The sequence below is a fragment of the Phenylobacterium sp. GW821-FHT12F10 genome (genome assembly GCF_058806695.1).
Window position 1 is genome coordinate 312,047 of sequence record NZ_JBXAPY010000002.1, and the last position, 19,211, is coordinate 331,257.

Sequence of the window (19,211 nt, forward strand, 5' to 3'; positions counted from 1 at the left end):
CGGTAAGGACAGAGAGTTAGGCGGCGTCGACGAGGACGAGTTCAGCGTCCTCCAGGGCGGTGACGCGCACCGTGGCTTCATCGCGGATCGCCGCGCCGTCGCGGGCCTTCAGGGTCACGCCGTTGACTTCCACCGAGCCGGTGGCGGGCACCAGGTATCCGAAGCGGTCGGCGCCCAGCTCGTATTCGGCGGTCTCGCCGGCCTTCAGGGTGGCGGCCACGACCCGGCCATTGGTGCGGATCGGCAGGACGTCGGTGTCGCCCTCCACGCCGCTGGCCAGGGTCACGAACTTCCCGGCGCGGTCACCCTTGGGGAAGGGCTTGGCGCCCCAGCTCGGCTCGCCGCCCGTCTTGTTGGGCTGGATCCAGATCTGGAACAGGGTGGTGGGCTCGCTCTCCAGGTTGAACTCGGCGTGGCGAATGCCCGAGCCCGCGCTCATCACCTGGACGTCGCCGGCCTCGGTGCGACCGGTGTTGCCCAGGCTGTCCTGGTGGGTGATGGCGCCGGTGCGGACATAGGTGATGATCTCCATGTTCGCGTGGGGGTGCGGCGGGAAGCCGGAATTGGGCGCGATGCGGTCATCATTCCAGACGCGCAGAGGGCCCCAGCCCATCCGCTTGGGGTCGTAATATTCGGCGAAGGAGAAGTGATGCTTGGCGTCGAGCCAGCCGTGGTTGGCGCCGCCGAGGGAGTCAAAGGATCTGCGTTCGATCATCTCGTGGTCTCCTGATCTTGAGGAACGCGCGGCAAGCCGTCGCGCCGCTGTTGAGATCAAGGTAGCCATCCCCACTCAATCCGAAATAGAAACGATGGAAACAGATCGTTTCGGAAATCGCCATGCCACGTCTTCCCGACTTCGAGGCCTGGGCCATCTTCGCCAAGGTGGCCGAGACCGGCGCGTTCGCCCGCGCCGCCGCCGAGCTGGAGCTCTCCAAGGCCACGGTCTCCAAGGCCGTGGCGCGGCTGGAAGGCCGGCTGGGGACCACCCTCTTCCACCGCACCTCCCGCAAGCTGTCCCTCACCGAGAGCGGGCGGACGGCCCTGGAGCGGGCGCAGCGCCTGTTGGCCGAGGGCGAGGCGGTGGAGGCCGAGGCCGCCGCCCAGTCGGCGACGCCCCAAGGGCTGGTGCGGCTGGCCGCGCCGATGTCCTTCGGGGTGCGGCACGTGGCGCCCCTGATCCTGGAGTTCCTGAAGCTCTACCCCGATGTCTCCATCGACCTCAGCCTCAGCGACCAGAAGGTGGACCTGGTGGGGGAGGGGTTCGATCTGGGCCTGCGGATCGGCGCCCTGCCGGACTCCTCCCTGCTGGCGCGCCGGCTGTGCGCCGTGCGGATCGTGCTGGTGGCCTCGCCCGCCTATCTCCAGGCCCACGGGCGGCCGACCCATCCCCGCGACCTGATGCTGCATAAGGCCCTGACCTACGCCTATGTCCTGACGCCGGAGGTCTGGCGGTTCACGCACCCCACCCAGGGGGAGCAGGCGGTGAGCGTGAGCGGGCCTCTGAAGGTCAACAATTCCGACGCCCTGGGACCGGCCCTGCGCGAAGGTCTGGGCCTGGCCCTGCAGCCGGAGTTCCTGATCTGGCAGGAGCTCACCGACGGGACCCTGGAGCCGGTGATGTGCGACTGGCGCACCCCGCCCATCGCCCTGCACCTGGTCTCGCCGCCCGGGCGGCTGCGGCCAGCCCGCGTGCGGGTGCTGTACGACTTCCTGGCGCAGCGCCTGGCGACGGCGCCCTGGGCCGTGGCGGAGGAGTTGGAGAAGACCTAGTCCTGCCGCCTATTCCGCGCCCTTGGTGAACTCCGCGAAGGATCCCAGGCAGCCCTGCCAGACGCCGATGTGCTGCTTCACCTCGTCGGCGGTCATCCGCAGATTGACCAGGGTGGCGTAGGCGACGTTCGGCTTGCCGTCGTCGGCGATGAAGCCGCGGCAGGCCACCTGGCCCTTGTTGAAGCTGTTCATCTCCGCGAAGCTCACCCCCTTGGCCGAGAAGGCGGTGGTGAAGATCAGGGCGTGGCAGGCCTTGCCCTTGGCGTCGCAGTCCACGTACTGGGCGCCGAAATCCCCGCCGGGGGTCTCCACATTGACGAAGACCTCGGTCCCCGCCGTCTTGGCGATCTCCGCCTTGGCGTTCATCGATTTCAGCAGGGTGACCAGGGCGGCGGGATCGCGCACGTCGAACAGCGTCTTGGCAGGGGTGGCGGCCTGGGCGGCGACCGCCAGGGCGGCGAGGGCGACGGCGAGGGGAACGGTGCGCATGGGTCTTCCTTGGGCGATGCGAAGCGTGGGCATAGCGTAATTCCCCGCATCCGGCGGCAGGAGAATGGCGCTCGCCCGCCGCGCGCGCCGGGATGACAAGGGCGCGGCCCCTCTCCTAGAGTAGAGCCATGCGCCGTCTGATGCTTCCGTTCGCGCTCGCCGCCCTGGCCTTCCCGGCCCTCGCCCAGGACCGCAGCCCGGCCCTGCGCCAGAACCTGGTGGACCTCGCCTATGTGCTGGGGGAAAGCCACGCCCTGCGCCAGGCCTGCGCCGGGATCGAGGACCAGTACTGGCGCACCCGCATGATCAACATGGTGGCCGCCGAGAAGCCTGACGAGGCCTTGGACCGTCGCCTGAAGGAAAGCTTCAACACCGGCTTCGCCTCCCGACAGAGCGAGTTCCAGGCCTGCACCCCGGCCAGCCGCCGGGCCGAGATGGCCGCCGCCAACCATGGCGTGGACCTCTCCAACCGCCTGGCCAAGGTGATGATCAAGACCGAGCGCGAGGCGCCGCCCACCATCTTCGAATTGAACGCGGCAGGCGAGACGACGGCCCCTTCGGCACGCTAAGGTCGTCTCCGGACACTCGGAGACGTTGTCATGGCTGCTGCGACAATCGCGTCGATCGCCTTCCTGATCCTGGCCCTGGTGATCGTGCTGGGCGCCATCAAGATCGTGCCCCAGGGCCGCGAGTACACCGTCGAGCGGTTCGGCCGCTACACCCGCACCCTCAAGCCCGGCATCTCCTTCCTGACCCCCTTCGTCGAAGGCGTGGGGCGGCGCATCAACATGATGGAGCAGGTGCTGGACGTGCCGCGCCAGGACGTGATCACCAAGGACAACGTCTCGGTCCAGGTGGACGCAATCGTCTTCATCCAGGTGATGGACGCCGCGGCGGCGGCCTATCGCGTCACCAATCTCGACTATGCCATCACCCAGCTGACCATGACCAACCTGCGCACGGTGGTGGGCAACATGGAGCTGGACGAGGTGCTGAGCCAGCGCGACCAGATCAACACCCGCCTGCTGGATGTCATCGACCAGGCCACCAGCCCGTGGGGGGTGAAGGTGGCCCGCATCGAGATCAAGGACCTGCAGCCGCCGCCGGACATCACCAACGCCATGGCGAGGCAGATGAAGGCCGAGCGGGAGCGCCGGGCGGTGATCACCGAGGCCGACGGGGAGAAGCAGGCGGCGATCACCGTGGCCGAGGGCGCCAAGCAGTCGGCCATCCTGCAGGCCGAAGGCCGCCGCGAGGCCGCCTTCCGCGACGCCGAGGCCCGCGAACGGGCGGCCGGCGCCGAGGCCACCGCCACCAAGCTGGTCTCTGACGCCATCGCCAGCGGCGACGTCAACGCCATCAACTATTTCGTGGCCCTGAAATACGTCGAGGCCTTCGCCAAGCTGGCCGAGAGCCCGCAGCAGAAGACGGTCATCGTGCCGGCCGACATGAGCTCCATCGTCGGCTCAATCGCCGGAATCGGCGAGCTGGTGAAGACCATCCAGTCCGACCGTCCGCCGCCGCCGCGACCGCCCTCGCCGCCGCGCGCGACGGCGGTTCCCAAGGCGGGGAGCTGACCCCGTGGAGGGCCTGATCCAGCTGGCGGTCGCCAATCCGTTCTGGGTATGGGCGGCAATCGGGGCCCTGGTGCTGGCCGCCGAGGTGGCCACCGGCTCGGGCTGGCTGCTGTGGCCGGCGGCGAGCGCGGCGGCGACCGCCGTGGCCGTGGCGCTGTTTGGCCTGCCCTGGGTGGGCGCCGTCGGCCTCTATGCCGGCCTGACCATCGTCACCACCCTGCTGGCGCGGCGGTTCTGGCCGGCGCGGCAGGCTGGCGAGGCCGACGACATCAACGACAACGTGGCCCGGCTGGTGGGCCACCATGGCAAGGCGATCGCCAACTTCCACGACCGCGCGGGCCGGGTGTTCATCGACGGCAAGGAGTGGGCCGCCGATCTCGACGACGACCAGCCCCTGGCCCGCGGGGCGGCGGTGGAGGTGACCGGCGTCAGCGGAGCGCGGCTGCGGGTGCGTCCGGCTCGCTGATCTCGGCCAGGAAGCTGCGCAGGGCCTTGAGGAAGGGCGTCACCGCGCGGAACTCGTTGTCGGTGAAACCATCCCGCAGGGCCTCGGTCTTGGCCTTCATCGCCTTCATGACGGCGGTGGCGGTCTCGATCCCGGTGCGGGTGATCTTCACCCGCTTCTTGCGGCGGTCGGCGGTGTCGGCCAGCACGGCCACCAGGTCCATGGCCTCCATCCGCTGGAGGATGTTGGTGAGCGCGCCCTTGGTCATCAGCATGATGCGCGCCAGCTCCGCCGGGGTCTGGCCGTCGCCATGGCGCATGAACCAGCGCAGCAGCTCGAAGTGGGCGTGGGTCATGCCCTCGGGCAGGTGGCGGCAGACCGCCATGCGCAGATAGTGCTCGATCATCCCGATCTCGCCGAACACCTCCACATAGGGGTGATCGTGGGCCAGCGGCGCGTTGCGGAGGGGGGTGGGCGTCGTCATGCGCGCCTCCATATCGTTCAACCGTGAACGATATGGGTTGCGCCGGGAAGGACCGCAAGGGCGGCGCGCGGATTCGCCTAACGCCGGTTGGCGGCCAGGGCTTCCTTCAGGCCGCGGCCCGCCAGGGCGTCGGCGTGTTCGTTCAGTTCATGACCCGCGTGGCCCTTGACCCAGCGCCAGTCGACCTTGTGTCGCTCGCGGGCGGTGTCGAGCCGGCGCCAGAGGTCCTCGTTCTTCACCGGCTTCTTGTCGGCGGTCTTCCAGCCGCGCTTCTTCCAGCCGTGGATCCACTCCGAGATGCCCTTCATGACATAGGTGCTATCGGTGTGGAGCTCGACGTCGCAGGGCTTGTTCAGCGCCTCCAGGGCCTGGATGGCGGCCATCAGCTCCATGCGGTTGTTGGTGGTGTCGGGCTCGCCGCCGCAGATGTCGCGGCGGTGGCCGCCGGAGATCAGCAGGGCGCCCCAGCCGCCCGGCCCCGGATTCCCCGAGCAGGCGCCGTCGGTATAGATCACCACCTTCGGCGTCACGCGGGGTCCCCGAACAGCACCAGGTCCGGCGCCTCGCGATGGACGGCCAGCTTGCGCTCGTATTCCAGGGGGTCCTTGGGGCGCACCAGGGCGCCGGCCGGCGTCGCCCCCCAGGCCTCCAGCCGGGTCAGGAAGAACCGCATGGCCGCCCCGTGGGCCAGGATCGGCAGGGCGGCGCGCTCGGCGGCGCTCAGGGGGCGGTGGCGCTCGTAGCCAGCCACCAGGGCGCGGGCGCTGGTGATGTTGAAACTGCCGTCGGCCTCGAAGCACCAGGCGTTCAGCGCCACGGCGATGTCGTAGGCCAGGGCGTCGACGCAGGCGAAATAGAAGTCGATAGCGCCGGCGAACTTGCCGGCGCTGAAGAAGACGTTGTCGGGGAAGTAGTCGGCGTGGACGATGCCGGCGGGCAGGCCCTCGGGCCAGGCCTTGGCCAGGCGGTCGAGGTCGGCGCCGATGGTGGCCGCCAGGCCCGGCTTGAGGTCGTCGGCGGCCCCGCGCAGGGTCGCGAACAGCGGCGCCCAGGCCTCCTGGCCCAGGTCGTTGGCCCGCGTCCCCGGGAAGCCCTGGGCCGCCAGGTGCAGGCGGGCCAGGCCCTCGCCGGCCTCGCGGCAGTGGGCGGCGGTGGGGCGTCGCACCGACAGGCCGGGCAGGAACTCGACGATGGCCGCGGGCTTGCCCCGCACCCGCTTGATGGTCTGGCCGGCGCGATCGGTCATGGGCGCGGCGCAGGGATAGTCGTGCCGGGCCAGCCAGAGCATGAGGTCGAGGAAGAAGGGCAGTTCCTCCTCCCGCATCCGCTTCTCGTAGACCGTCAGGAAATAGCGCCCGACCGTGGTCTCCAGCAGGAAGTTGGAGTTCTCCACCCCCTCGGCGATGCCCTTGAACGCCACCGGCGTCCCGAGGTCGTAGTCGGCGAGCAGGAGGGCGAGCTCCTCGTCGGTGATGTCGGTGTAAACGGCCATGCTGGCGCCGGGATGGGGGAGGCCGGCCCGGGCGTCAAGCCTTGGAGACCACCCAGAGGTCCTGGCCGCCGTCATAGTCGCTCGGCGGCGCCCAGTTCCCGCGATGGAAGGAGACCACCTCGAGGCCGGCCGCGGCGATGGCCTGGGTCAGGGCCGCCGCGTCGTGGGCGATGGCCCGCTCCGGGCTGCGCGCATCCACGACGCTGGAGGTGGCGTCATAGGGCTGGAAGTCGAACTGCGGCGCCTCGGCGGGCCGGGGCGAGAAGGCGGTGAAGGCGAAGCGGCCCCCCGGCTTCAGCACCCTGCGGGCCTCCTCCAGATAGTGCCGCACCGGACCGAACCGCATGTGGGTGAAGACCGACATGGCGAAGGCCACATCGATGGACCCGTCGGCCGCCGGAAACACCACCGCGTCCTCGGCCAGGGTCCCGGACCGGTTGTAGTCGCCGTTCCAGATGTCGAGGTGGACGAAGTTCAGTTGCGGATAGCGCCGCCGGCACATGCCGATGGCGGCCTTCGAGAGATCGAAGCCGGTATAGGGATGGTCGGTCAGATGGGCGGCCATCCGCCCGGTGCCGCAGCCGATGTCCAGCAGGGTGTCGCCGGGGCGCAGGCCGCCATAGGTCCGCAGCCAGCCCACGGCCTGCAGGCCGATGGCGTGGTGGTCGCCATTGCCGACATTGTGGATCACGCTCCACGGATCGCCCGGCCGTCGCGTCGGCAGGCTCTTGATGTCGAGCCACAGGCCCGAGAGCGCGCGGCGCAGGGGCGGCGGGGCGTAGCTGGCGAGGGCGCGGATCGTGGACATCAGCCCTCCACCAGCACCCGGGGCAGCTTGAAGCTGACGGTCTCGCGGGCGGCGTCGACCTCCTCCACGGTGACCTCGAAGGTCTCGCCGAGCCGGTCGATCAGGCCCTGGACCAGGACCTCGGGGGCCGAGGCGCCGGCGGTGACGCCGACCGTCCGCGCGCCCTCCAGCCAGGCGAGGTCCAGGAAGGAGGCGTCGTCGATCAGGTGGGCCTGGGCCACCCCCTCGCGCTTGGCCACCTCCACCAGGCGCACCGAGTTGGACGAATTGGCCGAACCCAGGACCAGCAGCACGTCGCTGCGGGCGGCCACGCTCTTCACCGCCTCCTGGCGGTTGGTGGTGGCGTAGCAGATGTCTTCCTTGTGCGGCGCGGCGATCTCCGGGAAGCGCTCGCGCAGGGCCGCCACGATGGCGGCGGTGTCGTCCACCGACAGGGTCGTCTGGGTGGCGAAGGCCACGTTGCTCGCATCCTTCGGGGTGAAGGCGCGCGCGTCCTCCACGGTCTCGATCAGGGTCACCGCGCCCTCGGGCAGCTGGCCCATGGTGCCCACGACCTCCGGATGGCCGGCGTGGCCGATCAGCACGATCTCCATCCCGGCGTCATAGTGGCGCTGGGCCTCGACATGGACCTTGGAGACCAGGGGGCAGGTGGCGTCGAGATAGAGCATCTTGCGCGCCTTGGCGTCGGCGGGCACCGACTTGGGCACGCCGTGGGCGGAGAACACCACCGGCCGGTCGACCGGGCACTCGTCCAACTCCTCGACGAAGACGGCGCCAAGCGCCTTCAGCCGGTCCACCACGTGGCGGTTGTGGACGATCTCGTGGCGCACATAGACCGGCGCGCCGTACTTCTGGATCGTGCGCTCGACGATCTGGATGGCGCGGTCGACCCCGGCGCAGAAGCCGCGCGGGGTGGCGAGCAGGACCGTCAGCGGGGGGCGGGGGCGGGCAGGTTCGGACATGACCCCAAACTAGGCGTCCGAGGCTTCCGCCGCCAGCCGCGTTGCGGCCTCAATCGATAGTCAGTAGTAGAGGTCCGACCGTGCGGACCCCCGCGCGACAACTCTCTCTGTTCTGGACGACCCCATGCGCCGTTCCCTCCTGCTGGCCGCCTGCGCGTTCCTCGCGGCCGCCACCACCCTTCCCGACCTCGCCATGGCGCAGGCCCGCCGCGGCGGCGACCAGCAGCGTCAGGAGCAGGAGGCGGCCAAGAAGAAGAAGCAGAAGGAAGAATGGAACGACGTTCAGGCGCCGCTGCAGGCCCTGCGCAACGCCGGACCGTGCCCCTTCGTGAAGGTGCTCTACGACGCGGGCCGCTACATCGAGTTCAAGGACAACAAGGAAGCCTCGGCCAATGTCGGCTATTCCGGCGAGATCCAGGGGATCTCGGCGGGCTGCCAGTACAAGGAGTCCGATCCGATCCAGGTCCAGATGGAAGTGCTGTTCGAGCTGGGCCGCGGCCCGCAGGCCCAGGGCTCCTCCAAGACCTATCGCTACTGGGTGGCGGTGACCAAGCGCAACGAGGCGGTGATCGCCAAGCAGTACTTCGACCTGCCGGTGACCTTCGCGCCTGGCCAGGATCGGGTCTATGTCACCGAGAAGATGGCCCAGATCGTCATTCCGCGCGCCAAGGACACCACCAGCGGCGCCAATTTCGAGGTGCTCGTCGGCTTCGACGTGACGCCGCAGATGGCCGCCTTCAACCGTGACGGCAAGCGCTTCCGGGTGAACGCCGGCACGGGCGCCGTGGCCGCGACGGGGACTCCCGACCGTCAATGAGTGATCTGAAACGGGGCCTGAGCGAAGCGGTCGCCGCCGCCTTCGCCGCCGCGGGTCTGCCGGCCGAGCTGGGCCGGGTGACCCCGTCCGACCGGCCCGACCTGGCGGACTTCCAATGCAACGGCGCCCTGGCGGCCGCCAAGAGCGCGCGCCGCGATCCCCGCGAGATCGCCGCCGGCGTCACCGCCATGCTGGCCGCCGATCCGCGCCTGTCGGTGGTGGAGATCGCCGGCCTGGGCTTCATCAACATGCGGGTCTCCGACGCCGCCCTGTCGGCGCGCGCCAACGAGATCGCCGCTGACCCCCGCCTGGGGGCGGGCTCGGTCGCCACCTCGCGCCGGATCCTGGTGGACTATGCCGGGCCCAACGTCGCCAAGCCGATGCATGTGGGCCACCTGCGGTCCTCCATCATCGGCGAGGCCATCAAGCGGATCTTCCGGTTCCGGGGCGACATGGTGGTGGGCGACGCCCACTTCGGCGACTGGGGCTACCAGATGGGCCTCATCATCGGCGCCGTCATGGACGAGGACCCCTTCATCAAGGCCCTGGTGGAGCAGCTCAACGGCCGCGGCCGGCCGGTGACGCCGGAGGAGGAGAAGACCGCCTTCGCCGCCCTGCAGGACCGGGTGAGCCTGGAGGATCTGGACCGCCTCTATCCGGAGGCCGCCGCCAAGGGCAAGGCCGACCCCGAATACCGCGACCGGGCCCGCCGGCTGACGGCCGAACTCCAGGCCAAGGTCCCGGGCTATCACCTGCTGTGGCGGCATTTCGCCCGGGTGACCAAGGTCGCCCTGGAGCGGGATTTCCACGCCCTGGGAGTCGATTTCGACCTCTGGAAGGGCGAGAGCGACGTCGACGACCTGATCGCCCCGATGATCAAGGAACTCGACGCCAAGGGCCTGCTGGTGGACGACCAGGGCGCGCGGATCATCCGCGTGGCTCGCGAGGGCGAGACCAAGAAGAAGAAGCTGCCCGACGGGACCGTGATCGTGGCGCCCAGCCCCGATCCGCTGCTGGTGGTGTCCTCCGAAGGCTCGGCGATGTACGGCACCACCGACCTGGCCACCGTGCTCGACCGCCAGCGCAGCTTCGATCCGGAGCACGTCCTCTACGTGGTCGACCAGCGTCAGGCCGACCATTTCGCCACCGTGTTCCGCGCCGCCTACCTGGCCGGCTATGCGGCCGAGGGAAGCCTGGAGCACATCGGCTTCGGCACCATGAACGGCCCCGACGGCAAGCCCTTCAAGACCCGCGAAGGCGGGGTGCTGAAGCTCAACGACCTGATCGAAATGACCCGCACCAAGGCGCGCGAGCGCCTGCGGGAGGCCGATCTGGGCGCCGAGCTCGACCCCGACGCCTTCGACGACACCGCCCACAAGGTGGCCGTCGCGGCCCTGAAGTTCGCCGACCTGCAGAACTTCCGCGGCACGTCCTACGTCTTCGACCTGGACCGCTTCTCCAGCTTCGAGGGCAAGACCGGCCCCTATCTGCTGTACCAGGCGGTGCGGGTGAAATCCCTGCTGCGCAAGGCCGAGGGCGAGGGGGTCAAGACCGGCCCCATCACCGTCTCCGACCCGGCCGAGCGGGATCTGGTCCTGCTGCTGGACGCCTTCGACCAGGCGCTCAACGACGCCTACGACAAGCGCGCCCCGCACTTCGTGGCCGAGCACGCCTTCAAGCTGGCCCAGGCCTTCAGCCGCTTCTACGCCGCCTGCCCGATCCTGTCGGCCGAGCCCGTGCTGCGCGCGTCGCGACTGGCGCTCGCCGACACCACCCTGCGCCAGCTGGAGCAGGCCCTGGACCTGCTGGGGATCGCCGCACCCGCCCGGATGTAGAGCAGAAAGCGGTCGTCGCCAGTCTTCTCAGCGCCAACTGGCACGCGGCCGTCCATGGCGCCCGATCGCGCATTGACTCATGGCGGCCCTTCGAACAGGTTCCGCCTCGACTCTCGCGGGAGAGACCGGGCCTTGAGCCCGGAGCCGAAGGCGCAACCGCCCCGGAAACGCTCAGGCAAACGGACCGCGAAGGCTGATGAACGCTGGAAAGTAGCGGCCCCCGTTCGGGTCGCTCGCCGAAGGAGCAAGGGTCGGGTTCGACCTGAAATCTCTCAGGCCCAAGGACAGCGGGGGCAGGGCGACGGCGGATTTTCCGCGGGCGTCTGCAATCGTCAGCCGGAGTCTCATACGTGTCCGATGAAGCCCTGAAGACCACCCCGCTGGCCGCCGCGCACGTGGCCGCCGGCGCGCGCATGGTGCCCTTCGCGGGCTATTCCATGCCCGTCCAGTACAAGGACGGGGTGCTGAAGGAGCACCTCTGGACCCGTGAGCACGCCGGCCTGTTCGACGTCTCTCACATGGGCCAGGCCCGGCTGCGCGGCGTCTCGCCGCTCTCGGCCTTCGAGGAGATCACGCCGGGCGACTTCATCGGCCTGAAGCCCGGCAAGCAGCGCTACTCCGTCCTGCTCAACAAGACCGGTGGGGTGATCGACGACCTGATGGCCGCCCGCCCCGACGACGATGGCCTGTTCGTGGTGGTCAACGGCGCCTGCAAGGACAACGACTTCAAGGTCATCGACAACGAGCTGGCCGGACAGGTCACCATCGAGCGGCTGGAGGATCGCGCCCTGCTGGCGATCCAGGGCCCCGAGGCCGCCGCCGTGGTCGGCCGCCACCTGCCCGCCGCCCTGCGCATGGTGTTCATGGACAGCCGCGCCATGCCGGGCTTCGGGACCAACATCCTGATCTCCCGCTCGGGCTACACCGGCGAGGACGGCTACGAGATCTCCGTCCCGGCCCATCTGGCCGAGACGATCTGGAACCTGCTGCTGGAGGACGAGCGCGTCCGTCCCATCGGCCTGGGCGCGCGGGACTCCCTGCGTCTTGAGGCCGGCCTGCCGCTCTATGGCCACGACGTGGACGAGACCGTCAGCCCCATCGAGGCCGACCTCGCCTTCGCCGTCTCGGTGAAGCGTCGCGAGGCCCGTGACTTCCCCGGCGCCGCCCGCATCGCCAAGGAGCTGGCGGAGGGTCCGTCGCGCAAGCGGGTCGGCCTGCGCGTCCTGGAAGGCGCTCCGGCCCGCGAGGGCGCCGAGATCGCCGACGAGAGCGGCGCCGTGGTCGGCGTCGTCACCTCCGGCGGCTTCTCGCCGAGCCTGGGCTATCCCATCGCCATGGGCTTCGTGCCGCCGGCGCTGTCGGCGCTCGGCACGAACCTGAAGGTCATCGTCCGGGGCAAGCCGCAGGCCGCGCAGGTCGTGGCCATGCCCTTCGTTCCCAACCGCTATGTCCGCAAGGTCTGAGGAGATCACCCCGATGCGTTTCACCAAGGATCACGAGTGGGTCGCCCTCGAGGGCGATGTGGCCACCGTCGGCATCACCGCCTACGCCGCCGAGCAGCTGGGCGACGTGGTGTTCGTCGAGACCCCCGAGGTCGGCAAGACCGTAAAGGCCGGCGACGGCCTGGCGGTGGTCGAGAGCGTCAAGGCGGCCTCCGACGTCTACGCCCCCATCTCCGGCCAGGTGGTGGAAGCCAACACCGAGCTGGGCGACGCGCCGGAGACGGTCAACGCCGTGCCGGAGTCCGGCGGCTGGTTCGCCAAGCTGAAGGTCGCCGACAAGGGTGAGTTCGACGCCCTGATGGATCGCGCCGCCTACGAAGCCTATCTCGGGACCCTGTAAGCACCCATGCGTTATCTGCCCCTCACGCCGCTCGACCGGGCCGAGATGCTCGGCGTCATCGGCGCCGACACCATCGACGACCTGTTCGCCGACGTGCCCGCCGCGGCCCGCAAGGCCGACCTCTTCGACCTGCCGCTACACGCCGGCGAGATGGAGGTGGAGCGCGAACTCTCGGCCCTCGCGGCCAAGAACCGGCCCGCCGGGGCGGGACCCTTCTTCTGCGGCGCCGGGGCCTACAAGCACCACGTGCCGGCCACGGTGGACCACATCATCCAGCGGTCGGAGTTTCTCACCAGCTACACCCCCTACCAGCCGGAAATCGCCCAGGGGACCCTTCAGGTCCTGTTTGAGTTCCAGACCCAGGTGGCGGCCCTGACCGGCCTGGAGGTGGCCAACGCCTCGATGTACGACGGCTCCACCGCCTGCGCCGAGGCCGTGATGATGGCCCAGCGGGTCACCCGCCGGAAGAAGGCGGTGCTGTCGGGCGGCCTGCACCCGCACTACGCCGCCGTCACCCAGACCATCGCCCACGCCGAGGGCATGGAGATCGCCCGCCAGGCCGTGGCCATCGACGCCGAGGCCGCGGTGCTGTCGGCCATCGACGCCGAGACCGCCTGCGTGGTGGTCCAGACCCCCAATGTCTTCGGCGTCGTCACCGACGTGACGAAGATCGCCGAGGCGGCCCACGCCGCCGGCGCCCTGTTGATCGTGGTGACCACCGAGGCGGTCTCCTACGGCCTGCTGAAGTCGCCCGGCGAGATGGGCGCCGACATCGCCGTCGGCGAGGGCCAGTCCATCGGGGTCGGCCTCAACTATGGCGGCCCTTATATCGGTCTCTTCGCCGCCCGGGAGAAGTTCGTCCGCCAGATGCCGGGCCGGCTGTGCGGCGAGACCGTCGACGCCGAGGGCGCGAGGGGCTTCGTGCTGACGCTGTCGACCCGCGAGCAGCACATCCGCCGCGAGAAGGCGACCTCGAACATCTGCACCAACTCGGGCCTCTGCGCGCTGGCCTTCACCATCCACATGACCCTGCTGGGGGAGCGCGGCCTGCGCGAACTGGCGGCGCTCAATCACAGCCGGGCCCGCGAGTTGCGCGACGCGCTGGCCGCCGTCCATGGCGTGGAGATCCTCTCGCCGCGCTTCTTCAACGAGTTCGCCATCCGGGTCCCCGGGAACGCGACCCGGATGGTGGAGGATCTGCTGGCCGACGGCGTCGTCGCCGGCGTGCCCTTCAGCCGTCTCGACCCGAAGGCGGGCCTGGACGACGTCCTGCTGGTGGCCGCCACCGAGACCACCACCCGCGACGATATCGCCGCCTTCGCCAAGGCCCTGCACACGAGGACCGCCCGATGAGCATGTCCAATATCGGCCGCCCGACGCGGCCGCAGGCCGGCGTCTCCGCCGCCGCCCACACCTCCCTGACCGGGGCCCGCGGCCTGCTGCAGGATGAGGCCCTGATCTTCGAGATGGACGGCTGGGACAAGACCGGCGTCGATTTCGACGTGCCCGACCAGGACGCCTCGGACCTCGGGGACCTGGTGCGCGGCGCCCCCATCGGCCTGCCGGGCCTCTCCGAGCCCGAGGCCATGCGCCACTATGTGCGCCTGAGCCAGAAGAACCACGCCATCGACCTGGCCCTCTATCCGCTGGGCTCGTGCACCATGAAGCACAACCCGCGGCTCAACGAGAAGATGGCCCGCCTGGCCGGCTTCGCCGATCTGCATCCCATGGCGCCGCAGTCCACGGCCCAGGGGGCGCTGGAGCTGATGGACCGCCTGGCCCACTGGCTGAAGACCATGACCGGCATGCCGGCCGTGGCCCTGTCGCCCAAGGCCGGGGCGCACGGCGAACTGTGCGGCCTGCTGTCCATCAAGGCGGCCCACGAGGCCAAGGGCCAGGGCCATCGCCGCACCGTCCTGGTGCCCACCTCCGCCCATGGCACCAATCCCGCCACCGCGGCCTTCGTGGGCTATGACGTCACCGAGATCGCCCAGACCCCCGACGGCCGGGTCGACCTTTCCGACCTGGCGGCCAAGCTCTCGCCCGACGTGGCGGCCATCATGGTCACCAACCCCAACACCTGCGGCCTGTTCGAGCGGGACATCATCGAGATCGCCCGCCTGACCCACGCGGCTGGGGCCTACTTCTACTGCGACGGCGCCAACTTCAACGCCATCGTCGGCCGGGTGCGCCCGGGCGACCTGGGCGTCGACGCCATGCACATCAACCTGCACAAGACCTTCTCCACGCCCCATGGCGGCGGCGGGCCGGGCGCGGGTCCGGTGGTGCTCTCGGCCGCCCTGGCGCCCTTCGCCCCCGCCCCCTGGGTGGTGAGCGACGGGCAGGGCTTCCAGCTGGTGGAGGAGACCGAAGGGGAGGCCGCCCAGGCCTTCGGCCGCATGGTGGCCTTCCATGGCCAGATGGGGATGTTCGTCCGCGCCTACGCCTACATGCTCAGCCACGGGGCCGACGGTCTCCGGCAGGTGGCCGAGGACGCGGTGCTCAACGCCAATTACATCAAGGCCAAGCTATCTGCGGTGATGACCCCGGCCTTCCCGGACGGCCCATGCATGCACGAGGCCCTGTTCGATGACAGCTGGCTGGAGGGAACCGACGTCACCACGCTCGACTTCGCCAAGGCGATGATCGACGAGGGCTTCCACCCCATGACCATGTACTTCCCCCTGGTTGTGCACGGGGCGATGCTGATCGAGCCGACGGAGACTGAGAGCAAGCAGGAGCTGGACCGCTTCTGCCACGCCCTGATCCTGCTGGCCAAGGCGGCCAAGGCCGGGGACGTCGAGCGGTTCAAGGGCGCGCCCTATCTCGCGCCGCTGCGACGCCTGGATGAGACCTTGGCGGCCCGCAAGCCTCGGTTGACGTGGCGCCCAGAGCCCACAACTGTGGCGCCGGCGCCCATGGCGGCCGAATAGCTACAGTCTGGACGAAATTTAACCCGCCCGAACCTTTACGACTCCGTCGGGCGTTCCCATACCTGATGGGCGCGGTGACCGACCGACCTCCCCGATTGGGCGGGCCGCGCGCTCCAGGTTTGAAAACGTGTCCTACGCCCTCCCCAGCGTGCGCGCCCTGCGCGCCTCCGACGAGTCTGCCCGCGAACTGGCGGCGAAGATCGGTCGATTCCTGCTCGTCATGCTTGGCCTGGCCATCATGGCCGTGGGCCTGGTGACGGCGGTGCTGCCGGGCCACCTGGGGCTGCCGATCCTGGTGGTCGGGCTGATGATCGTGCTGCGCAACTCCTTCAAGGCGCGCCGCCGGTTCGTCGGCATCCAGCGGGCGCACCCGAAGATGGTCTTCCCGCTGCGGCGCCTGATGCGCCGGGAGCCGGAGATCGCCGCGGTGTTCTGGCAGCAGATGCTGCGGATGGAGAAGGTGGTCCTGCCGGGCCGCTACCGCTTCGCCCGCCGGCTGCGCCGCTTCCTGCATCCCCGTCGGCGCGGGTCGATCTTCGCCCGTTAGGCGGTTCAGGGTGTGGCGCCGGCGCCGCGGCGTCCCCGAAATGGGCGTAAACCTTAAAATTTAACCGGCCTGTCGCCTTTACGACTCTCTTGTGCGTTCGCATATGCGCTTCAGGACGACCGCCCGACCTCCCCAAGCGGGCGCGCGTCCCAAATCCTGGTTCGAACAAAAAACGTGTCCTACGCCATGCCCAGCATGCGCGCCCTGCGCGCCTCAGACGATTTCGCCCGCGAGTTGGTGGCGCGGACCCTTCGCGTGGGTCTGGCCCTGCTCGGCGTGCTGATCGTGCTGGCCGGGATCGCGGTCGCGCCCCTGCCGGGCCCCGGCGGGATCCCGGTGATCGTGGTCGGCCTGATGCTGGTGCTGCGCAATTCGTTCAAGGCCCGCCGGACCTTCGTCAAGTTCCAGCACGCCCACCCCAAGATGGTCTTCCCCATCCGCCGCCTGCTGCGGCGGGAGCCGGAGATCATCCTGGTGGCCTGGCAACAGGCCCTGCGCATCGAGCGCCTCGTCGTGCCGAGGAAGCTGCGCTTCGCCGTCAGGACCCGCCGCCGCTTCCGCCGCCGGTAACCCCCAAAGAAAAACCCCTCCCGCGAGGGAGGGGTTCTGATCTTTCGTCTCTGGGACCCAGGCCTATTGGAGCTTGGCGCCCATCTGGCCGATCGCGCCGTCGATCAGCGGGTCGGACTTCAGACCCGCCAAGCGCGTGGTGAGCACGGTCTCGGCGATCTGGGCGGCGAGGTCGGCGGCCGCGGCCTTGACCTCGGCCGAGGCCTGGGCTTCGGCGGTGGCGATCTTGCGCTCGGCGAGTTCGCCGCGACGCTTGATCTGGTCTTCCAGCTGGACCTTGGCTTCGGCCGCCATGCGCTTGGCGTCCTCCTGGGCGTTGGCCAGCAGTTCGGCGGACAGCTTCTCGGCGTCGGCGCGTTGCTTCTTCACATCGGCCAGCAGGCGGGTCGCTTCGTCGCGCAGCGCCTGGGCTTCGTCCAGTTGCGCCTGGATGGCCTTGGCGCGGGCGTCGAGCGCCCCCACGGCCATGCCCGGCACCTTGGCGTAGATCAGGGCGCCGATGAACACCAGGAGCCCGACGGTGACCCAGGTGTGCGCGTCTTGCAGGAGTTCCACGGTCAGAGTCTTTCTAAGCTAGGCCTTCACGGCGGCTTTGAGCTCGGCCGCGGTGGCGGCCTTGCCGGTCAGCTTGGCCACGATGGCTTCGGCGGTGTCGGAGGCGATGCCGGAGACTTGGCTGAGCGCCTTGTCGCGGGCTTCGAAGATCCGAACCTCGGCGGCGGCCAGGCTCTTGGCGAGCTTGGCTTCCTCCTCGGCCTGGCGGACGGCGCTTTCAGCCTTGGCCTTCGCCTTGGCGTCGCCGGCAAGCTTCTGAGCCTGGGCGCGCGCCTGAGCGACTTCCTGGGCGACCGCGGCGGCCTGCGCCTCGGACTCTTCCTTCATCTTCCGCGCGGCGGCGATGTCACCGGAGATCCGGTCCTCGCGCGCCGTGATGGTGCCGCCCAGCTTGGGGACGAACACCTTGGAGAACAGGAAGAAGAGGATGCCGAAAATGATCAGCATCCACACCATCTGGCCCGGCCACTGGGCCAGGTCGAACTGAGGCAGACCGCCCGAGCCATGCTCGGCGGCGGCGCCCGCTGCGGCGTGAGCCGCTTCGGTCACGGGCTCGGCCACGGGGCTTAGACCTGAACGAAGAGGATGATGAAGGCCATCACGAGGGCGAAGATGCCCATGGCTTCCGTCACGGCGAAGCCGAGGAACAGCATGCCGCGTTCGTTGGCCGCGGCCGACGGGTTGCGCATGGCGGCTTGCAGATAGTTGCCGAACAGGATGCCGAGGCCGGCGCCGGCGCCGATGAGGCCGGTCATGGCGAGGCCCGCACCGATGTACTTGGCGGCAGTAACGTCCATTTGGATAAATCCCTTTGTAGAGGTGGGGTTAGTGGCCGTGATCGAGGTTCACGACATCGCTGAGATAGGTGCAGGTCAGGGCCGCGAAGACGAAGGCCTGCAGGAAGGCGACGATGAATTCCAGGGCCATCAAGGCGATGACCATGGAAAGGCTGAGGGCCGAGCCGACGAGGCCCAGATAGGCCAGGCCGCCGTTGGCGATGGCGAAACCGCCCAGGCCGACGACGAAGCTGCCGAACATGTACATCACGACGTGGCCGCCGATGATGTTGCCGAACAGTCGCATGGCCAGCGTCACGGGGCGCACCAGGAAGGAGATGAACTCGATCGGCACCAGGATGAACAGCATCGGCCAGGCGACGCCGGAGGGCACGAAGAGCTTGAAGAAGCCCAGGCCGTTCTTGGCGAAGCCCACCACCAGCACGATGAAGAAGGTGAGCAGGGCGAGCGTCGCGGTCACCGCGAGCTGGGCCGTCACCGCGAACTGCTCGGGGAACATCCCGATCAGGTCGAGCACCGCGACGAAGGAGAACAGGGTGAAGATGAAGGGCAGGAAGGGCCGGCCGCGGTCGCCGATCATCGAGCCGGTGAGGCCCTTGTCGACGAGGTCATAGACGGTTTCGGCCAGGGCCTGCATCCGGCCGGGGACGACGGCGCCCCGCGACGAGAACAGGAAGAAGGCGGTGATCAGGGCCGCGGCGCCCATCATGGTGGCCACGGAGTTGGTGATCGACAGGTCGATCGCGCCAAGGCCCGGGACCATCACGGGCGGCAGGTCCACGATCTTCTGGATCATGAACTGGTGCATGGGCTCGATGGCGGCCATTAGCGGTTCAAGTCCTCATCCTCGTTACGCACGTCCGGCGACGCCGGGGTGTTCAGTTTCGCCGCCGTCCGGTTCGCGGACGTGTAGGCGTTATAGGCCGACAGGGCGGTTCCCAGCATCAGGCCGGCGACCAGTCCCCAGGGCGTGGTGTGGAGAAAGTGGTCGAACAGCCACCCGAACCCCAAACCCCCCAAGACCCCGCCGATCACCCCCCCCAGGAGGCGATAGCCTTCGCCCATCGCGCGCTCGGCTGAGGCCTTGTGGGGGCCACGCTTGGTCGCGGTCTCGAAGGCGTCGAGCCGTTCGTCGAGGCGCTTGATGGCCTCTTCGTTCGGATCGTCCGGCTGCGGCATTTGCGTAAGGTCTTTATAGGGACCGCGACAACTGTCCGCGGCCCGGCCAGGTCGCGGCGGAACCTATAGAGCCGGGTGCAGTGCGTCAAGGCTGGGAAACTGATATTTA

General features: G+C 69.3%; 24 protein-coding genes and 1 riboswitch. Of the genes, 12 read left to right on the forward strand and 12 right to left on the reverse strand.

Annotated elements, in window-relative coordinates; genetic code table 11:
* Positions 1 to 16 precede the first annotated feature (16 nt).
* Complete coding sequence (locus tag AC1RN5_RS13880; RefSeq protein WP_493041743.1) at positions 17 to 715, reverse strand: pirin family protein; 699 nt, start codon at positions 713 to 715, stop codon at positions 17 to 19.
* 122 nt (positions 716 to 837) lie between these two features.
* On the opposite strand from AC1RN5_RS13880, the gene AC1RN5_RS13885 reads away from it, so the two are divergent.
* Positions 838 to 1,770 carry a LysR family transcriptional regulator gene (locus AC1RN5_RS13885; protein ID WP_493041744.1) on the forward strand — a complete coding sequence of 311 codons (933 nt, stop codon included), beginning with the start codon at positions 838 to 840 and terminating at the stop codon, positions 1,768 to 1,770.
* A 9-nt stretch (positions 1,771 to 1,779) separates the two neighbouring features.
* On the opposite strand, the gene AC1RN5_RS13890 is transcribed toward AC1RN5_RS13885, so the two are convergent.
* Positions 1,780 to 2,259, reverse strand: a complete 480-nt coding sequence (locus AC1RN5_RS13890) for a hypothetical protein (protein ID WP_493041745.1) — start codon at positions 2,257 to 2,259, stop codon at positions 1,780 to 1,782.
* 128 nt (positions 2,260 to 2,387) lie between these two features.
* Here AC1RN5_RS13890 and AC1RN5_RS13895 point away from each other — a divergent pair, with 128 nt between their 5' ends.
* From AC1RN5_RS13895 to AC1RN5_RS13905, 3 genes are read left to right on the forward strand one after another with little or no spacing between them, the layout of a single operon-like run.
* A complete protein-coding gene (locus AC1RN5_RS13895; RefSeq protein WP_493041746.1) occupies positions 2,388 to 2,828 on the forward strand; it encodes a TIGR02301 family protein in 441 nt (146 codons plus the stop codon).
* Between the two features lie 30 nt (positions 2,829 to 2,858).
* Complete coding sequence (locus AC1RN5_RS13900) at positions 2,859 to 3,836, forward strand: SPFH domain-containing protein (protein WP_421934623.1); 978 nt, start codon at positions 2,859 to 2,861, stop codon at positions 3,834 to 3,836.
* Positions 3,837 to 3,840: 4 nt separating this feature from the next.
* Complete coding sequence (locus tag AC1RN5_RS13905) at positions 3,841 to 4,302, forward strand: NfeD family protein (protein ID WP_493041747.1); 462 nt, start codon at positions 3,841 to 3,843, stop codon at positions 4,300 to 4,302.
* On the opposite strand, the gene AC1RN5_RS13910 is transcribed toward AC1RN5_RS13905, so the two are convergent.
* From AC1RN5_RS13910 to ispH, 5 genes are all read right to left on the reverse strand, one after another.
* Complete coding sequence (locus tag AC1RN5_RS13910) at positions 4,265 to 4,765, reverse strand: MarR family winged helix-turn-helix transcriptional regulator (RefSeq protein ID WP_493041748.1); 501 nt, start codon at positions 4,763 to 4,765, stop codon at positions 4,265 to 4,267. The genes AC1RN5_RS13905 and AC1RN5_RS13910 overlap by 38 nt on opposite strands.
* Before the next feature lie 77 nt (positions 4,766 to 4,842).
* The gene (rnhA, locus tag AC1RN5_RS13915) at positions 4,843 to 5,295 is read right to left on the reverse strand and encodes a ribonuclease HI (protein WP_493041749.1); all 453 of its coding nucleotides are present in this window, start codon (positions 5,293 to 5,295) and stop codon (positions 4,843 to 4,845) included.
* Complete coding sequence (thrB, locus tag AC1RN5_RS13920; protein WP_493041750.1) at positions 5,292 to 6,257, reverse strand: homoserine kinase; 966 nt, start codon at positions 6,255 to 6,257, stop codon at positions 5,292 to 5,294. Before thrB ends, rnhA begins: the two co-directional genes overlap by 4 nt.
* Positions 6,258 to 6,291: 34 nt before the next feature.
* Complete coding sequence (locus tag AC1RN5_RS13925) at positions 6,292 to 7,065, reverse strand: class I SAM-dependent methyltransferase (RefSeq protein WP_493041751.1); 774 nt, start codon at positions 7,063 to 7,065, stop codon at positions 6,292 to 6,294.
* Positions 7,065 to 8,027 (reverse strand): 4-hydroxy-3-methylbut-2-enyl diphosphate reductase, encoded by a 963-nt coding sequence (gene ispH / locus AC1RN5_RS13930; RefSeq protein ID WP_493041752.1) that lies wholly within the window; start codon positions 8,025 to 8,027, stop codon positions 7,065 to 7,067. Before ispH ends, AC1RN5_RS13925 begins: the two co-directional genes overlap by 1 nt.
* Positions 8,028 to 8,151: 124 nt before the next feature.
* On the opposite strand from ispH, the gene AC1RN5_RS13935 reads away from it, so the two are divergent.
* The 8 genes from AC1RN5_RS13935 (at position 8,152) to AC1RN5_RS13970 (ending at position 16,571) form a co-directional block, all read left to right on the forward strand.
* Entirely contained in the window at positions 8,152 to 8,844 is a 693-nt protein-coding gene (locus AC1RN5_RS13935) for a Tat pathway signal sequence domain protein (RefSeq protein WP_421934630.1), read from the forward strand.
* Positions 8,841 to 10,679: an arginine--tRNA ligase gene (locus AC1RN5_RS13940; RefSeq protein WP_493041753.1), complete on the forward strand. Its 1,839-nt coding sequence runs from the start codon at positions 8,841 to 8,843 to the stop codon at positions 10,677 to 10,679. Before AC1RN5_RS13935 ends, AC1RN5_RS13940 begins: the two co-directional genes overlap by 4 nt.
* A 106-nt stretch (positions 10,680 to 10,785) precedes the next feature.
* Positions 10,786 to 10,876: riboswitch (glycine riboswitch) on the forward strand.
* Positions 10,877 to 11,029: 153 nt separating this feature from the next.
* On the forward strand, positions 11,030 to 12,142 hold the full coding sequence (gene gcvT / locus AC1RN5_RS13945) for a glycine cleavage system aminomethyltransferase GcvT (protein ID WP_493041754.1): 1,113 nt from the start codon (positions 11,030 to 11,032) through the stop codon (positions 12,140 to 12,142).
* A gap of 13 nt (positions 12,143 to 12,155) precedes the next feature.
* Positions 12,156 to 12,521 (forward strand): glycine cleavage system protein GcvH, encoded by a 366-nt coding sequence (gene gcvH, locus AC1RN5_RS13950; RefSeq protein WP_493041755.1) that lies wholly within the window; start codon positions 12,156 to 12,158, stop codon positions 12,519 to 12,521.
* Positions 12,522 to 12,527: 6 nt separating this feature from the next.
* Positions 12,528 to 13,874, forward strand: coding sequence for an aminomethyl-transferring glycine dehydrogenase subunit GcvPA (gcvPA, locus tag AC1RN5_RS13955; protein ID WP_493041756.1), 1,347 nt, complete (start codon positions 12,528 to 12,530; stop codon positions 13,872 to 13,874).
* Positions 13,871 to 15,454, forward strand: a complete 1,584-nt coding sequence (gcvPB, locus tag AC1RN5_RS13960; protein ID WP_493041757.1) for an aminomethyl-transferring glycine dehydrogenase subunit GcvPB — start codon at positions 13,871 to 13,873, stop codon at positions 15,452 to 15,454. Before gcvPA ends, gcvPB begins: the two co-directional genes overlap by 4 nt.
* A gap of 127 nt (positions 15,455 to 15,581) precedes the next feature.
* On the forward strand, positions 15,582 to 16,001 hold the full coding sequence (locus tag AC1RN5_RS13965) for a hypothetical protein (RefSeq protein WP_493041758.1): 420 nt from the start codon (positions 15,582 to 15,584) through the stop codon (positions 15,999 to 16,001).
* Positions 16,002 to 16,187: 186 nt separating this feature from the next.
* Positions 16,188 to 16,571, forward strand: coding sequence for a PGPGW domain-containing protein (locus tag AC1RN5_RS13970; protein ID WP_493042140.1), 384 nt, complete (start codon positions 16,188 to 16,190; stop codon positions 16,569 to 16,571).
* A gap of 63 nt (positions 16,572 to 16,634) precedes the next feature.
* On the opposite strand, the gene AC1RN5_RS13975 is transcribed toward AC1RN5_RS13970, so the two are convergent.
* From AC1RN5_RS13975 to AC1RN5_RS13995, 5 genes are read right to left on the reverse strand one after another with little or no spacing between them, the layout of a single operon-like run.
* Positions 16,635 to 17,126, reverse strand: a complete 492-nt coding sequence (locus AC1RN5_RS13975; protein WP_421934637.1) for a F0F1 ATP synthase subunit B — start codon at positions 17,124 to 17,126, stop codon at positions 16,635 to 16,637.
* An 18-nt stretch (positions 17,127 to 17,144) separates the two neighbouring features.
* Entirely contained in the window at positions 17,145 to 17,675 is a 531-nt protein-coding gene (locus tag AC1RN5_RS13980) for a F0F1 ATP synthase subunit B family protein (RefSeq protein ID WP_493041759.1), read from the reverse strand.
* A gap of 17 nt (positions 17,676 to 17,692) precedes the next feature.
* Positions 17,693 to 17,923, reverse strand: coding sequence for a F0F1 ATP synthase subunit C (locus tag AC1RN5_RS13985; protein ID WP_421934639.1), 231 nt, complete (start codon positions 17,921 to 17,923; stop codon positions 17,693 to 17,695).
* 28 nt (positions 17,924 to 17,951) lie between these two features.
* Complete coding sequence (locus AC1RN5_RS13990) at positions 17,952 to 18,749, reverse strand: F0F1 ATP synthase subunit A (RefSeq protein WP_421934640.1); 798 nt, start codon at positions 18,747 to 18,749, stop codon at positions 17,952 to 17,954.
* Positions 18,749 to 19,102: an AtpZ/AtpI family protein gene (locus tag AC1RN5_RS13995; protein WP_304701558.1), complete on the reverse strand. Its 354-nt coding sequence runs from the start codon at positions 19,100 to 19,102 to the stop codon at positions 18,749 to 18,751. The genes AC1RN5_RS13990 and AC1RN5_RS13995 overlap by 1 nt, the downstream gene beginning before the upstream one ends.
* Between the last annotated feature and the right edge of the window lie 109 nt (positions 19,103 to 19,211).